Below are 14,092 nucleotides of genomic sequence, written 5' to 3' on the forward strand. Positions count from 1 at the left end.
TTTTTTATATTTTGCTAATCCTGATTGACCGTCGCAACGGCGGCTTTATGTTTGGCGATAACCGACCAGGCTTCCAACATCACCAATACACTGACCACCAATACAACCAGATCCAATACCACCAGCAGCCAGTTACCCTGCTGGTAATATTCCCCCAACTTAATCACGCCTGCAAAAAACGCCATCACTAATACAAAGCTCATGGGCACCAAGGTATAAACAGCCGGACGATTAGCCTTAATCAGCATTACCGAAATCACCAGTAACGTCAGGCTGGCCAGGATCTGGTTAGTGGAGCCAAACAATGGCCAGATAATCATGCCGCCGCTGCCGGACGCACCACCGGCACCAAAGGCCAGCAACAAACAGCAAGCCACCGCCAGAAGTGTGGCCAGAATGCCATTTTTCAGGGCACTGACCTGATAGATCTCGCCCCATTCCTGAATAATGTAGCGCTGCAATCTGACCCCGGAGTCCATGGTAGTGCCGGCAAACAACACCACCATCACCGCCAGCAGGGTAGAGGAAATTTCAACGGACAGCCCCCAGCCACTTTGAATCAAGTTGGCCCCACCAGTGATAAAGGCACTGACACTGCCCGCACCAAGATGGCTGTATACCTCATGCCACTCTTCGGGTGACGCAGCCAGCATCACGCCGCTTACTGCCACTAGGGTAATCAGGGCCAGACACCCCTCGCCCACCGCACCGAGATAACCAACAAAGCGACCATCGGTTTCTTTGTCCAGCTGTTTAGAACTGGTCCCTGAAGACACAATGCCATGGAAACCCGATACTGCCCCACAGGCAATAGTGACAAACAACAACGGAATAATACTGGGCGTGTCCACCGCCAGTTGGGTATTGAATGCCGGCGCGGTGATATCTGGCATTGAGATAAATACCGCGCCATACAACAGCACCAAACCTACTAACAATTGCATGCCGTTGATAAAATCACGGGGTTGCAGCAGCATCCACACAGGTAATAGTGAGGCAATGGCGGCATAAATAAACAAGATAATAATCCAGTTGGCTTTGTCACTGAGGCCGAACATTTCAGTGGGTAAGGCCAGCGGTAACTCACTGCCAACGGCAATACTGTAATACAGCACTCCCACCCCAACCAGACACAAGGGGATAAGCGGCACCTTGCGCTTTAACAACTGGCCAATCACCAGTGCCACCAAAATGGCCGCCCAGGCTGGAAAAACCGAGTTAGGCTGCGACACAAAGGCGTTGGCGATCACCACCCCAAACACCGCATTGACCATCAGCAGTACCAGAAATACCACCACCATAAACAGCGAGCGGGTGCGTTTACCAATCACCGACTCTGACAGTGCCCCCATGGATTTGCCCTTGTTACGGGCGCTGGCCCACAGTGCGCCCATATCGTGCACGCCGGCAAAAAAGATGGTGCCAAACACCACCCACAACACCGCAGGTACCCAGCCCCAATAGACTGCAATAGCCGGACCGACAATAGGTGCAGCGCCTGCCACCGAGGTGAAATGATGCCCCCACAGCACCACTTTATTGGTGGGCACGTAATCTACGCCGTCCTGCAGTTCATGGGCCGGCGTGACAAATCTGTCGTCCATGGCAAAGATTTTCTCGGCAATAAACCTGGAATACACCAACCAGCCGAACAACATACCAGCCAGGCCAAGTAAAACGATAGTAATGGATTGCATAGGGTCGCTTCCTTGATAATCTGTGCTTAAACATACCAGCTTGCAGAAAAAAAGCTCTGCACCTTTGGTCCAACCTCCGCCTGCGTGATATTTGCCCCTGATTCGGGGTGACTGCTAACAAGAGGATTTGCTAACATAACCTCATTATTTTCTAAATGGCCATCCCATGAAATTTATTTCCTTTAATATCAATGGACTACGCGCACGACTTCACCAGCTTCAGGCCCTGATTGACAAGCACCAGCCGGATGTCATCGGTTTGCAGGAAACCAAGGTGCATGACGATATGTTCCCGCTGGCCGAAGTGCAGGCCATGGGCTACCACGTGTATTTTCACGGTCAAAAGGGTCACTACGGCGTGGCCTTGCTCAGCAAGCAGGAGCCGGTCGATGTGTTACGCGGCTTCCCGACCGATGAGGAAGATGCGCAACGAAGGATGATCATGGGCACCTTTGTGATGCCGGATGGCAGCAAGGTAAGGGTACTGAACGGCTACTTTCCCCAGGGCGAAAGCCAGGATCATGAAATTAAATACCCAGCCAAGCGCAAATTTTACGCCGACTTACAGACATATCTGACCACACATCACAGTCCCGAAGAAAAATTAATCGTGATGGGGGATTTGAATATTTCTCATCAGGATCAGGATATTGGCATTGGTGAACCCAATCGTTTACGCTGGCTGAAAACCGGCAAATGCAGCTTTCTGCCAGAAGAGCGTGAATGGCTGAATCACCTGCTGAGCTGGGGATTAGCCGACAGCTTCCGCAGCTTACATCCCGAAGTTGTGGATCAGTACAGCTGGTTTGATTATCGCTCCAAGGGCTTCGATGACAACCGTGGCCTGCGTATTGATTTGATTCTGGCCACACCGGCCCTGCATGAAAGTTTAGTAGAAGCAGGCATTGATTATGAACTGCGTGGCATCGACAAGCCGTCCGATCATGCCCCGATTTGGGCGGTTTACCGTTAAGTCCGCATGTTTGAAAATCTGACCTTGCTGCAAGGCCTGGCCTGGGTGGGTTACCTGGGCCTGATGTTGGGCTTGTTTAAAAACATGTCCCCCACCCAGCTTTTGCATGACAGGCGCAGCCAGCATCTGATCTTCGGCTCGGCGGCTTGTTTGTTTGTGCTGTGGTTATTCCGCGCTGGCATCTACGATGGTCTGAATGTACATTTTTTGTGGTTGTCGGCGCTAACCCTGGTACTGGGCTTACGGCGCGCCCTGCTTAGCAGCTTTCTGGCCTTGTTGGGTATTAGCCTGGTGGGTAAGGAAAGCTGGGCCATGTTTGGTGTCAACGGCCTGCTGGGCATCAGTGTGCCGCTGGCCCTGAGCTACCTGATTTACAACCTGTCGTTTCACAAGCTGCCACGCCATTTCTTTATCTATATTTTTTTGTGTGCCTTTATTCCGGGTGCCTTATTAATCAGCCTGAAAATGTTGCTACTGGGCTGCTACTATTTTATTGACGGCATACATAGCTGGGAGGTGGTGGTCGACAACTACCTGATTCTGATCCCGCTGATGTTATTCCCGGAAGCCATGCTCAATGGTATGACCATCACCTTGTTGATTATCTATTGTCCCACCTGGGTGTATACCTTCTACGACAAATACTATCTGCAGGATAAATAATATGCGTACGCTGCTGCTTACTCCCCTTCTACTGCTGTTAGGCGCTTGCCAGCCACAGCAGCAAACAGCGGCAGCACCGCCCAAACTTGAGGATCAGGGGTTTTACCAGCAGCACTTGGCCGTTTCCCCTTATCTTCCTGCTAATCTGGACGATGCCTATATCGCCTGCCCACTGACTGAGCGACATACATCAGCGCATTACAAAACCGCCGCGCAAGTGAATTATGCCCAAACTGGCTGGGAAACAAGGGTAGCCGCCGATTGGCAGTTTTTCGGTGAAAGCACTGAAAACGGCCGCTTACTGGTGATTGATTTTAATCAGAGCCAGGATGGTCTGAGTTATCGTTATCTGGCCAACGGCCATAGCCAGGATCAACTGTATGAACCCTGGAGTTCTTCTAAAGTGATGGCCATTACCGCTGCCATCAGTCGTGCCAGGCTCGGTGGCATTGGCGCTGAAAGTCTGGCCGGTGCCTATCCTATTGCCGACCTGATTACCAGTATTCACACCTATGAACCTTTCGGTAAGGCCGATGGAAACTCCAATGCCATTGCGTCCTATCTGGTCAATGTCAGCAGCCGCGACTATATAACCTCGTTGTTTCAGGATAAATGGCTCAAACTGGCCAATCCGAACGTCAGGTTGCGTGGTGCTTATGCCAGCGAGGTATTTGATCCTGAAGTCGACTACTGGCAAGCCAGAGACAACCAGCGTCAGGCCGTGATGCAAAGAATAAACGACAACCAGCAGGACCCGGGTTACCAAACCTACCGCTGTGAGCAATGTGGCCTGACGGGTAATAAGCCCATGACCACGCTGGCCCAGGCAGAATGGCTGAAACGTCTGGCCAGTCATCAACAGGAGCCGTTGACCCGACACCCTGGCTTCCGCGAAGAGGATATTCAAACCCTGTTTTACGGCCTTGGACATTCCGATGCCCGTTTTCAATACGGCGGTATGCTGATGGGGATTTCCACGCTGGTGGGCGATGCCATTGCCAAACAGCTTTCACCCGGCGCAGATGCCAAAGAGGCCCTGGATAAAGCGACCCATGGTCAGTGGCGCATATTTCAGAAAATAGGCTGGGGCCCAAGCGGCACCCGTGGGCAATCCGAAGTGGTGATGCTGGCCCATGTCTGCCTGCCTTCTTATCAGGGTGGCAGAGCCTTTACCCTGGCAGCCCAGGCCGGTGTGCCAGGCGATCAGGATTGGCAGGTCAATGATGCCGCACTTAAATTACAGCATTTGCTCAACATGGGTATGGCCAAACTGCTTGCTCAGCCCGATACTCCCTAGGAGTGATACTCCCTAGGAGTCATTCATCCTTTAAGGTGATTGACTGATGGCTTGTCCAAATACAGCACCAAATATTGCCTTGGGTCAGTTCATCATATCGGGTGGTTTAACAACAGTCTTTAAACCATGACGACATTCAACTCTTGCATGGGTTGTTTTAGAATGAAAGCCGAACCAATAAGGAGTGCTACTTTTTGCAAAACCTGCAGTTATTGGCCCGGCGCACATTTCCCGCTCTGATACTACTGACTCTCTGCCTGATGGTAGCGCAAAGCGCCCATCCCTGGTTGCTAAGATGGTCCGGGCAGCTAACTTATCTGCCATTTCTGGCAATGGGCTGCGCAGCATTGGTGGCGATAAAATTTTCCCGCTCCCGCATGACACTGTACTGTGTGTTGCTGCTTTTACCCTATGCAGCTCAGCTTTACTCTGGACAATTATGGCTAAACCCCGACATTGTGCCACTACCCTTGCTGCTGATGGCCGCCATGGCCTGGCTGTTATGGGATAAAGACCGGGGTTTTGCCCCTGTTAATGCGTTACTTGGGCTGATTCAGATTGGTATGGCAATAGCCATCGCCCTGCTACTTTATACGCGACTGGCGACCCTTTCACTTAACTGGCTGGCGCCAGTGCAACAATGGTTATATCCCACCTATTCGGCACATTTTAGTGCACTGGATGTGTCTCTGTACGCCATATTATTGCTGACAGCCCTGCTACGCATTGGGTTGAGTCCAACCAATAATCATTGCGTATTATTTGTCAGCCTGTTGCTGCTCCCTCTGATGCAGTGGCACGGCCCGCACCAGTTGCTGTCCATACAAATATCGCTGCTGGCCATGGCCCTGTTGTTGTTACTGAGTGTGATTCTGGACAGCCATAATATGGCGTTTCGCGACGAACTGACTGGCATCCTGTCACGCCGGGCACTAATGCAATATGTGCAGACCCTGGGTAAAAAGTATGTGGTGGTGATGGCCGATATCGACCATTTTAAGTCATTTAATGACACCTATGGCCATGATGTGGGGGACCAGGTGCTGCGTTTGGTGGCCAGCCGTATGACCAGGGTGACGGGCGGCGGTAAGGCCTTCCGTTATGGCGGCGAGGAATTTACCCTCATTTTTCCACGTCGCGAGCCAGCGCAGATACTACCCCATCTGGAAGCACTGCGAGAGGATATCGCTAATTACCAAATGGTGATCCGAAGCCCTGACAGACCGCAGAAAAAGACCAAGCAGACGACCAAATCCAGATCAAAAAAATCGTCACCCGGCAAGCAGAATGTACAGGTGACCTGTAGTTTTGGTGTGGCAGAGCGAAGCAGCAAAGCCGGCGAATTTATGGCGGTGATGAAACAAGCGGATATGGCCTTGTATGACGCCAAAAAGGCCGGCCGCAATTGTGTGAAAACCAGGACATAAGCAAGACAGCTACGTATTGAACCAACCAGAGTAAGTGCTGGTAGGATCAGAATAGACTCACATTAATGAGAATTGATTTCATTTAACCAAATGGTAGACTCCCGCGCACCACAACCCAGGGAAGTCATAAAATGAAAATCAAACCTCTGTCCGTCGCCATTTTTACCAGCCTGTTGGCTTGCAGCCTACAGGCCAGTGAAATTGAACGGCTGGAAATCCGCAGTGAGCGAATGCATTCTGAGCTGAACTCCATTGCTCGTCAGGTCACGGTGATCGATCAGCAGACCCTGCAACTGGAATTCGCCAGCGCCAACAACCTGGCCGATGTACTGGCCAAACTGGTACCCGGCATGGCCCCGCCCTCTCCTGCCCTGACCAACTTCGGCACAACGCTACGCGGACGCAATGCGCTGGTATTAATCGATGGTGTACCAATGAACACCAACCGTAATATCAGCCGCGATCTGCACAATATTGCCCCTTCTCAGGTAGAACGCATTGAAGTATTTCGTGGCGGTAATGCGGTGTTTGGCAGCGGTGCCACCGGCGGTGTCATTTATATACATACCCGCAGTGGCAGCGCCCAGAGCAGCGCGCAAACTCAACTAAGCAGTCGCTCCAGCCTGACCGACTTTGGCCGTGACAGCACCTCAATGACCCTGGCCCATCAGCAAGGCGGCAGCACTGGTAACTGGCGCTATCAGTTTGGCGGCAGCCTAACCCAACATCAGGGTTTCTATGATGCGGATGGCGATATGATTGCTCCCGAGCCAAGTCAGGGGGACGAATCCTTCTCCGATATTCTGAGTTTAACTGGCAAGCTGCAGCGACAGTGGCACACTGGCGAATTTGTCTTGTCCGCCCTCTACCACAATCTGGAGCAGGACTCTGAGTATGCCAGCGACCCCAGCGTCAACACTCAGCCTTATATCAGTAAGGCCAAGGCTATCAAAGGTCTGCAGCTTGATAAGCAAAATACTATTCGCAATCTGGTGTTAAATACCCAGGTAAGGCAAGACCTGAACGCCGACCACAAACTCAGTGCCCAGCTTTACCACCGCGATTATGCCGCCCGTTTTTATCCTTTTGATGGCAGACCTTTCGCCACCTGGAACCACCTGGCCCAAACCTATCTGGACAGCCAGACCACAGGGGCCAGGCTGACTTTGACGTCCAGTCTCAGCCACAATCTCGAACTGGACTGGGGCCTGGATCTGAGCCGCGAAAAAACCGCCATGCCGGTCACGGTGTACGACGGCGGCGCCTATGACCGCTCCGCTGGTCTGGTATTTATTGAAACCGGTGATAAGGATTTTGTCCCCGACCTGACCCACAGTAATCAGGCAGCTTTTGTGCAAGGGCGCTACCAATTCAACCCCGACTGGACGCTGGAGGCAGGCCTTCGGCATGAAAAAATTAAAGCCAGCTTTGAGGATTTCACCACTTTGGGCAGCCAGACACAAATCCATGGCAGTGAGTATGATTACAGCGCCACCGTGCATAACCTGGCCCTGACCTGGCAGGTGAATGACAACCACAGCCTATATATTGCCAATAATGAAGGCTTTGAATTACCGGACATCGGTTTGCAGGTACGCTATGCGGCTAGTGCCTTTGATCTAAGCCAATCGAATCTCAGCCCGGTAGAAACCGACGATTTCGAATTGGGCTGGCGTGGCAATATAGCGGGTCTGTCAATCAGTGCCGCTCTGTTTCGCTCAGAATCGGATCTGGGTGGTGTCGTATCGCAAAATATGGGCCTTAGCCTGAAACGAAATCAGGTGCGTATTAAAGGCTTTGAAGCCAGCGCCGCCTATGATTTTAACGACCAGTGGCACTTGGATCTTAGTTACAGCCATGCCAGCGGCGAAGAAAAAGCCGAAAATGCAGAACATTACCAGCCCATGTATGGCTTTAGTATTGCCCCGGATAAGCTCGCTGCCAGCTTGCAATATACCAACCAAAATGGCTGGCAAAGCCAGTTACGTGTCACGGCGGTAATGGACCAAGACTATCGTATCAATGGCACCAATGCTTTTGGTCGGCGTGATGTGCAAGGTTATCAGTTAGTGGATCTGTCCAGTAATCTACCGCTTGGCGATGGCACGCTGACACTGGCATTGGAAAACCTGCTGAACGAGGATTACTTCCCGCTGTACAGCCAGTTGCAGCGTAGCGGTAAAAATGACACGTCACTGCCGGGTCGCGGCAGAATGCTATCGGTAAGTTACCAGTATCATTGGTAACCCCCCTGACAGACAACGGCAGACATAGTCTGCCGTTGTTTATGTGTTGTCGGGTTTAAACCCGACCTACAGCCATACAGTTAGTGGTTGGATACCTGTTCGGTTTGACCTGACTTGGACAGGTAGCGACTGAAAAATTCAGCCTGATAAACAATGCTGCCCGCCCAATACGGCCAGTTGTGGCCACCCGGCTGTTCAATATAGGTATGGGCAATCCCCGCATCCAGCAGTGCCTGGTGCAAGCGGCGGTTGGCTGCTAAAAAGAAATCGTCCACACCACAATCCACGATCAACCCCAGTTGATGCTGCTTTAGCACGGCCAGACGATTAACAATGGCCTTTTGCATCCACGCCTGCTGATTAACAACAGGATCGCCAAGTACCTCATTCAAGCCCCATTTACCCTCAAAGCCACGGGGGTCCACGCCGCCACTGGTGCTACCGGCAGCAATAAAGTGCTGTGGGTAAGCGAGCGCCACATTTAATGCGCCGAATCCCCCCATGCTCAGGCCGGTAATGGCTCGGCCATTGCGCTCGGCCACAGTGCGATACTGGCGATCTATGAAAGCCGGAATTTCTTCGCCAATATAACGCTGATATTGGCTATTGGCTTTTACCGCACTGTCCAGATACCAGCTGTCAATATTACCGTCCGGCATCACGATCAACATCTGATGCTTGTCGGCCAATGCTTCTACATCGGTACGCTCTGCCCAATTCTGGTAATTCCCACCATGACCGTGCAGCAGATACAGCACAGGGTAACGCCTGTCCCCCTCGGTATAACTGTCGGGTAACACCAGCGTTGCCTTATGGCTGATGTCCATGCTGTCACTGTTAATCTCCAGAATCTGTACGTCAAAAGCCAGCGCCCTGGCACTGAGTAACAACAGCAGTGCGCTAACATATGCCTTCATTATTCACTCCTTGTATGTATCTTTTGCGGGCTGCTTTAAAGTATCAACTTGGTGTAGCTTTCAGTATGGATATCCAGCACTTCGACGGTAACCGATACCTGGCTTAGCGGCAGCGTTTTAAATTTAGCCAGCACCGCTTGGCTCAGGGTATTTTTCTGCTCATCAGTGCGACCGGACAAAATACGCAAACTGATATGAATAAAGTCCGCCACCTGATCGCCCACCATATAATAGTCGCAGGCAATGGCACGACTTTTAATGGCCGACGGAGTAAACAAGCCAGACTCCACCGCGCCCTGGTATACGGCCTGTAACATGGACTCAGGCATAATGCGGCTTTCCAGCGCCTTGGAATATTCAACAATACAATGTGGCAAAAGGTATCCTTATGGATAAACGAGGACGCTCAACATAAATCCAATGACAGCGTTTGGCAACTGACATAAGCTGTACGGCCGCGGATAAAAAAACATCAATTGGAACTATTATGCCGAACCTGGAAAATCTCAGAAGTGCCCTTGGTCGCCATATTCAACTGGATGATTCTGCCTGGCACGCTGCTGCTGGCTGCTTTAAGCTTAAACATTGGGAAAGTGGCGAATGTATATTTCGCGCCGGAGAAGCGCCGCAGCGCCTGTATTTTATCCTGGAAGGTCTGGGCCGCTATTATTACCTGACGCCGCAGGGCAAGGAGCGCAATAAATCGCTAACCCGCCCAGGTAGCCTGTTTGCCTGTATGCACAGCCTGATAGCCAATCAGCCCAGTCCGTTTTCCACCCAGGCGCTGACCAATAATTTGACTGCGTGCATCAGTTATCGCGAGCTCACGCACCTGGCCGACAGTTACACCGCCTGGAACCACCTGACCCGCATGCTGCTTGAAGGACTGGCGATAAAAAAAGAACGGCGTGAAGCCAGCTTTCTGTTGCAGGATGCTCAGCAACGTTATCAGGGCTTTCTGCGAGAGTTTGGTGACGATGCCCAGCATTACCCCCTTTATCAGGTGGCCATGTATCTGGGTATTACCGATGTGGCCTTATCCAGAATCCGCGCCAAAATGGGCTTAACCCAGGTTAAGGAAACCGCCTGACAACCATGGCAGACTTTGCTGAAAAACCGCTCACCGGAGATGAAGATGCAAAGACTGCTGCCCCCACAGGTATTTTTTCTGTTGGCGTTTGCCATGGCGCCAGTTTGTTATTGGCTGGATGGACCGCATTGGTTGCCCTATCCTGCCAACCTTGCTGGTGTACCGATATTAATCGTGGGTCTGGCCATAGCCATCTGGCATAAACGGCTGTTTGTCCGCCAGCAAACCAATATTCCTACCTTTGGCGAGCCGGATAAATTGATTCAGGCCGGCCTGTTTCGCTACAGCCGAAATCCAATGTACCTGGGGATGCTGACTGCCCTGAGCGGTGCAGCAATTTTGTGCTTTGCCGCCCCGGCTGCCTGGCTACTGGTTGGGGTGTTTTTTGTGATGCTGCATTTCTGGTATATCCCCTTTGAGGAGGCCCAGATGCAGCACAAATTTAAACATCAATACAAAGCGTATTGTCAGCAGACGCGTCGCTGGCTATAAAAAATCGGGGCTTAGTGCCCCGCCAATAGAACAACGCACTGTGAAAAGTTAAGCGCCGAGCCGTTGCCAGAAGCTGATATCCACCGATGCGGGATCCAACTGTTCCACCAAGGCCAGGGTTACGGCATTATCCATCCACATGGCACAGACCTGCTCGGCCCGGTTCTGACTGTCGGCCAGCGCCAGATCCACATACTGACCGTCCGGCCCCTTAAGTAAATAATGCCCCAGTATGCCCGGCTGCTGAGACATAAACTCTCTGGTCACCCGGGCGTGGCAGGCCAGCAACTGTGCTTCTGTTACGCCATTTTTAAGTTTAAACCGGCCCCATTCCAGACCGGTAAACTGATTAATATCTAAGGTATTCATAGTATCTCCTTGTGATGGAGAAACCAGCTTAAGGCTACCCTGCTGACAACCTTGTGTCAGTGGTGTCGCGTTTAAGGGCCAGATAATCCGCCAGGGAAATATGCGCCGGGCAAGGCAGGCTTGCAGCAGGCGTCATAACGGCCGTTAACCTGTCTACACGAAAATCCCGGTATTGCTGACGTTTGAAACACCAGGCACCCAACGTCCATTTGCCGCCCCAGTAAAACAGCCCCAGCGGCTGAATCTGACGCGCGCTTTGTTGTTCTTGTAATGAATGATACTCAATCTGCAGCTGTTGGTTGTTCGCAATGGCGGCGTAAAGCGCATCCCATCGCGGCAATTGCATAATGTCTACTGATTCATCCGGCACTCGCACAAACCGCTGCAGCTCCACCTGCCGTGCCAAGGCTACCGGTACAGCCGCCTCAATTTTGCCCTGTAACGCACGGGCCGCCTGCCCAAGCTGATGACCGGTGCGGGTAGCCACTAATTTCACGCCCAGCATCAGCGCTTCAAGCTCCTGTGCGGTCAGTGTCAGTGGCGGTAGCTCAAACCCCTCCATTAACCGGTAGCCAATCCCCGCTTCGCCATACACCGGAATACCTGCCACCGATAAATCGTCCATATAGCGGTAGATAGTGCGTACCGACAGCCCCATCCGCTCAGCAAGCTGTGCCGCTGTGATGGGCTGATAGGTACGTAGTAAATGAGTTAGTTGAAAGAGTCGGTCGGATTTGTGCATTCTTGAGACGGAACAATCTAAGACTTAACAACTATTGTGCCGCAAGTCTGCGCGAATGTTGAGAACCGAGCTGTAACTTCACTAGCCACCATACTGCCGCCACATTTGAACAGCATTAATTTAAAGGACGGCAATGCATCAACATATTCTGCAGCAAAGATTGTTTGGCTTCTTCATTGATAGCAACACTGCAAAGCAATCAATTCAGTGAACTATAAAAAAACTGATTGCAAAACACCCAAATCAAGGTAATTATTATCACAAAATATCAACATAATTGTTACATTCTAACAGAGCGATTTTATGTTTATCAGATACAAAAAACAGCTCACCTTAGCCATCAGTGCTGCAGTTTTGTTGACAGCCTGTGGTGGAAGCGGCAAAGAAACTGATGTTGGGGAAAACAACCATGTCATCACGCCGCCGACGCCCCCTATCAGTGAAACAACAGTACTGAAACCGGATACGCAACCAGACCCCGTTTTACCCTCTCGACAAGAAGTGGATTGGGAAAGGGCTATCGAGGCAGCACAATTCCTAAGCCGAGCTAGTTTTGGTGTTACCGCCAAAGATATTGAATTTATCCTCGATAAAGGCAAAGAAGCCTGGCTGGAACAGCAACTATCCATTCCCCTAACCTCTCAGGTAGAGCTGTTGGATAGTCGGGTGGAAGCTTATGGTTACCTCGCCGTCCCACCCAGCATGTATTACGACTCAGCCACCAACGGCGAGTGGGCCCGTATGGTGGCAAAGCAAGACGTGTGGTGGGAAACCGTGGTTTGGGGGCCGGATCAACTCAGGCAGCGTGTCGTACTGGCTCTAAGTCAGATTCTGGTGGTGTCACATCAGGGTGGCGGTATGTATGCCCGAGAACGAGGTTTCGCCAATTATTCCGACATCCTCGCCCGCCAGGCATTTGGCAGCTTTGAGCAACTGCTGTTGGAGGTCAGTCTGAATCCTATTATGGGTATCTACCTTAGCGCCATTAACAATCCAAAAGCCGATCCGCAGCGCGGTATTTTCCCAGATGAAAACTACGCGCGAGAAATTTTACAGTTGTTCAGTATTGGTTTGGAAGAACTAAACCTGGACGGTTCCATCAAGCTGGACGCCAGTGGCAACAGCATTGCTACCTACGATCAGAACAGGGTCAATGAGTTTGCGCGAATATTCACCGGGTGGAGCTTTTCTACCAATATTGAGTTCGCAGAGGGCGGAGAATTTGCCTATTGGCGCACACCTATAAGTAATGTCGAGCCCATGAAGGCATTCGCTGAGTACCACGATTCAGGGGCTAAAACGTTATTGCAAGGAGAATTCATCCCAGCCGGGCAAACTCCCATGCAAGATATGCATTCGGCCATCCGCAATATTATGTCGCACCCAAATGTCGCACCATTTATCAGTAAGAAGCTGATACAACATTTGATCACCAGTAATCCCAGTCCTGCCTATATTGCCAGAGTGGCTAGCGTGTTTAACGACAATGGCGCAGGGATGAAAGGTGATATGAAGGCCGTCATCAAAGCGATTTATCTGGATGAAGAGTTGGCTTTGGATGCTCACAAGGAGCAAGAATATTTTGGCAAACGTAAAGAGTCGCCGCTGGTTATAGCTGGCATTTGGCGCAGCTTTAAAGCACGCGGTACACCAGTTAAAGGCCCAAACGGGGTAACCATAGATACCATTCAATATCTGCTTAATGAACCAACAGAAGAAACGTTTTTGTATGCGCCTACCGTATTTAACTTCTATCAGACTGACTACTCCCCGCCAGGAGTTTTTACACAGAACAACCTGTATGCCCCCGAGTTCCAGGTTTTTGGCGGAGCGGCAGCAATCAACCAGGCAAACTTGCTGGCTAATCTTATTTATCGCCGACACTACGCTGATAAACAGCTTTACCTGAATACAGGGCAAGCCTCTGGCGCAAACATATTCTGGAACAACCCACCGGTCAAAGCTTTGCTGAACCTTGACTCAGAGCTCGCTTTAGCTGATACACCCGGCGCATTAGTCGACCGAATCAATTTGTTACTCACACAAGGGCAGATTAGCGAGCAACACAGTAAGTTAATTGCTGAACACATCAGTTTGCTGAATGACCCGTTAGAGCGCATCTATGAAGCCATATTCCTGATAGCTATTTCGCCAGAATATGCAGTGCAAAGGTAAGAAT

13 protein-coding genes are annotated in these 14,092 nt (G+C 51.1%); 8 read left to right on the top strand and 5 right to left on the bottom strand.

Annotated features, from left to right (window positions below; translation table 11 throughout):
* Nucleotides 1-14: 14 nt before the first annotated feature.
* A complete protein-coding gene (locus ABD028_RS06270; RefSeq protein WP_343843045.1) occupies nucleotides 15-1,697 on the bottom strand; it encodes a carbon starvation CstA family protein in 1,683 nt (560 codons plus the stop codon).
* Between the two features lie 166 nt (nucleotides 1,698-1,863).
* Between ABD028_RS06270 and xthA the strand changes: the two genes are divergently transcribed.
* The 5 genes from xthA (at nucleotide 1,864) to ABD028_RS06295 (ending at nucleotide 8,303) form a co-directional block, all read left to right on the top strand.
* Complete coding sequence (gene xthA, locus ABD028_RS06275) at nucleotides 1,864-2,670, top strand: exodeoxyribonuclease III (protein WP_102794930.1); 807 nt, start codon at nucleotides 1,864-1,866, stop codon at nucleotides 2,668-2,670.
* A 6-nt stretch (nucleotides 2,671-2,676) separates the two neighbouring features.
* Entirely contained in the window at nucleotides 2,677-3,333 is a 657-nt protein-coding gene (locus ABD028_RS06280) for an energy-coupling factor ABC transporter permease (protein WP_343843050.1), read from the top strand.
* A gap of 1 nt (nucleotide 3,334) precedes the next feature.
* Nucleotides 3,335-4,630, top strand: coding sequence for a hypothetical protein (locus ABD028_RS06285; protein ID WP_343843052.1), 1,296 nt, complete (start codon nucleotides 3,335-3,337; stop codon nucleotides 4,628-4,630).
* A gap of 194 nt (nucleotides 4,631-4,824) precedes the next feature.
* The gene (locus ABD028_RS06290) at nucleotides 4,825-6,057 is read left to right on the top strand and encodes a GGDEF domain-containing protein (RefSeq protein WP_343843054.1); all 1,233 of its coding nucleotides are present in this window, start codon (nucleotides 4,825-4,827) and stop codon (nucleotides 6,055-6,057) included.
* 131 nt (nucleotides 6,058-6,188) lie between these two features.
* Nucleotides 6,189-8,303: a TonB-dependent receptor gene (locus tag ABD028_RS06295; RefSeq protein WP_343843056.1), complete on the top strand. Its 2,115-nt coding sequence runs from the start codon at nucleotides 6,189-6,191 to the stop codon at nucleotides 8,301-8,303.
* A gap of 80 nt (nucleotides 8,304-8,383) precedes the next feature.
* Here ABD028_RS06295 and ABD028_RS06300 read toward each other — a convergent pair whose 3' ends face one another.
* Together ABD028_RS06300 and ABD028_RS06305 are read right to left on the bottom strand one after the other, a co-directional pair.
* Nucleotides 8,384-9,220: an alpha/beta hydrolase gene (locus tag ABD028_RS06300; protein ID WP_343843059.1), complete on the bottom strand. Its 837-nt coding sequence runs from the start codon at nucleotides 9,218-9,220 to the stop codon at nucleotides 8,384-8,386.
* A 35-nt stretch (nucleotides 9,221-9,255) separates the two neighbouring features.
* On the bottom strand, nucleotides 9,256-9,597 hold the full coding sequence (locus ABD028_RS06305) for a 5-carboxymethyl-2-hydroxymuconate Delta-isomerase (protein ID WP_343843062.1): 342 nt from the start codon (nucleotides 9,595-9,597) through the stop codon (nucleotides 9,256-9,258).
* A 110-nt stretch (nucleotides 9,598-9,707) separates the two neighbouring features.
* On the opposite strand from ABD028_RS06305, the gene ABD028_RS06310 reads away from it, so the two are divergent.
* Together ABD028_RS06310 and ABD028_RS06315 are read left to right on the top strand one after the other, a co-directional pair.
* A complete protein-coding gene (locus ABD028_RS06310) occupies nucleotides 9,708-10,310 on the top strand; it encodes a Crp/Fnr family transcriptional regulator (protein ID WP_102794918.1) in 603 nt (200 codons plus the stop codon).
* 45 nt (nucleotides 10,311-10,355) lie between these two features.
* A complete protein-coding gene (locus ABD028_RS06315) occupies nucleotides 10,356-10,802 on the top strand; it encodes a methyltransferase family protein (RefSeq protein WP_343843064.1) in 447 nt (148 codons plus the stop codon).
* A gap of 48 nt (nucleotides 10,803-10,850) precedes the next feature.
* Here ABD028_RS06315 and ABD028_RS06320 read toward each other — a convergent pair whose 3' ends face one another.
* Both ABD028_RS06320 and ABD028_RS06325 read right to left on the bottom strand, forming a co-directional pair.
* The gene (locus ABD028_RS06320; RefSeq protein ID WP_343843066.1) at nucleotides 10,851-11,171 is read right to left on the bottom strand and encodes a hypothetical protein; all 321 of its coding nucleotides are present in this window, start codon (nucleotides 11,169-11,171) and stop codon (nucleotides 10,851-10,853) included.
* A gap of 34 nt (nucleotides 11,172-11,205) precedes the next feature.
* Nucleotides 11,206-11,913 carry a helix-turn-helix transcriptional regulator gene (locus ABD028_RS06325; protein ID WP_343843068.1) on the bottom strand — a complete coding sequence of 236 codons (708 nt, stop codon included), beginning with the start codon at nucleotides 11,911-11,913 and terminating at the stop codon, nucleotides 11,206-11,208.
* A 303-nt stretch (nucleotides 11,914-12,216) separates the two neighbouring features.
* On the opposite strand from ABD028_RS06325, the gene ABD028_RS06330 reads away from it, so the two are divergent.
* The gene (locus tag ABD028_RS06330; protein ID WP_343843070.1) at nucleotides 12,217-14,088 is read left to right on the top strand and encodes a DUF1800 domain-containing protein; all 1,872 of its coding nucleotides are present in this window, start codon (nucleotides 12,217-12,219) and stop codon (nucleotides 14,086-14,088) included.
* Nucleotides 14,089-14,092: the final 4 nt, after the last annotated feature.

It is taken from the genome of Bowmanella denitrificans (assembly GCF_039522935.1).
Taxonomy (GTDB): domain Bacteria; phylum Pseudomonadota; class Gammaproteobacteria; order Enterobacterales; family Alteromonadaceae; genus Bowmanella; species Bowmanella denitrificans.

What these genes read in the sequence shown, in the direction of transcription:
- ABD028_RS06270 (WP_343843045.1), bottom strand. Translation starts at nt 1,697, where the DNA reads ATGCAATCCATTACTATCGTTTTACTTGGCCTGGCTGGTATGTTGTTC.
- xthA (WP_102794930.1), top strand. Translation starts at nt 1,864, where the DNA reads ATGAAATTTATTTCCTTTAATATCAATGGACTACGCGCACGACTTCAC.
- ABD028_RS06280 (WP_343843050.1), top strand. Translation starts at nt 2,677, where the DNA reads ATGTTTGAAAATCTGACCTTGCTGCAAGGCCTGGCCTGGGTGGGTTAC.
- ABD028_RS06285 (WP_343843052.1), top strand. Translation starts at nt 3,335, where the DNA reads ATGCGTACGCTGCTGCTTACTCCCCTTCTACTGCTGTTAGGCGCTTGC.
- ABD028_RS06295 (WP_343843056.1), top strand. Translation starts at nt 6,189, where the DNA reads ATGAAAATCAAACCTCTGTCCGTCGCCATTTTTACCAGCCTGTTGGCT.
- ABD028_RS06300 (WP_343843059.1), bottom strand. Translation starts at nt 9,220, where the DNA reads ATGAAGGCATATGTTAGCGCACTGCTGTTGTTACTCAGTGCCAGGGCG.
- ABD028_RS06310 (WP_102794918.1), top strand. Translation starts at nt 9,708, where the DNA reads ATGCCGAACCTGGAAAATCTCAGAAGTGCCCTTGGTCGCCATATTCAA.
- ABD028_RS06315 (WP_343843064.1), top strand. Translation starts at nt 10,356, where the DNA reads ATGCAAAGACTGCTGCCCCCACAGGTATTTTTTCTGTTGGCGTTTGCC.
- ABD028_RS06320 (WP_343843066.1), bottom strand. Translation starts at nt 11,171, where the DNA reads ATGAATACCTTAGATATTAATCAGTTTACCGGTCTGGAATGGGGCCGG.
- ABD028_RS06325 (WP_343843068.1), bottom strand. Translation starts at nt 11,913, where the DNA reads ATGCACAAATCCGACCGACTCTTTCAACTAACTCATTTACTACGTACC.
- ABD028_RS06330 (WP_343843070.1), top strand. Translation starts at nt 12,217, where the DNA reads ATGTTTATCAGATACAAAAAACAGCTCACCTTAGCCATCAGTGCTGCA.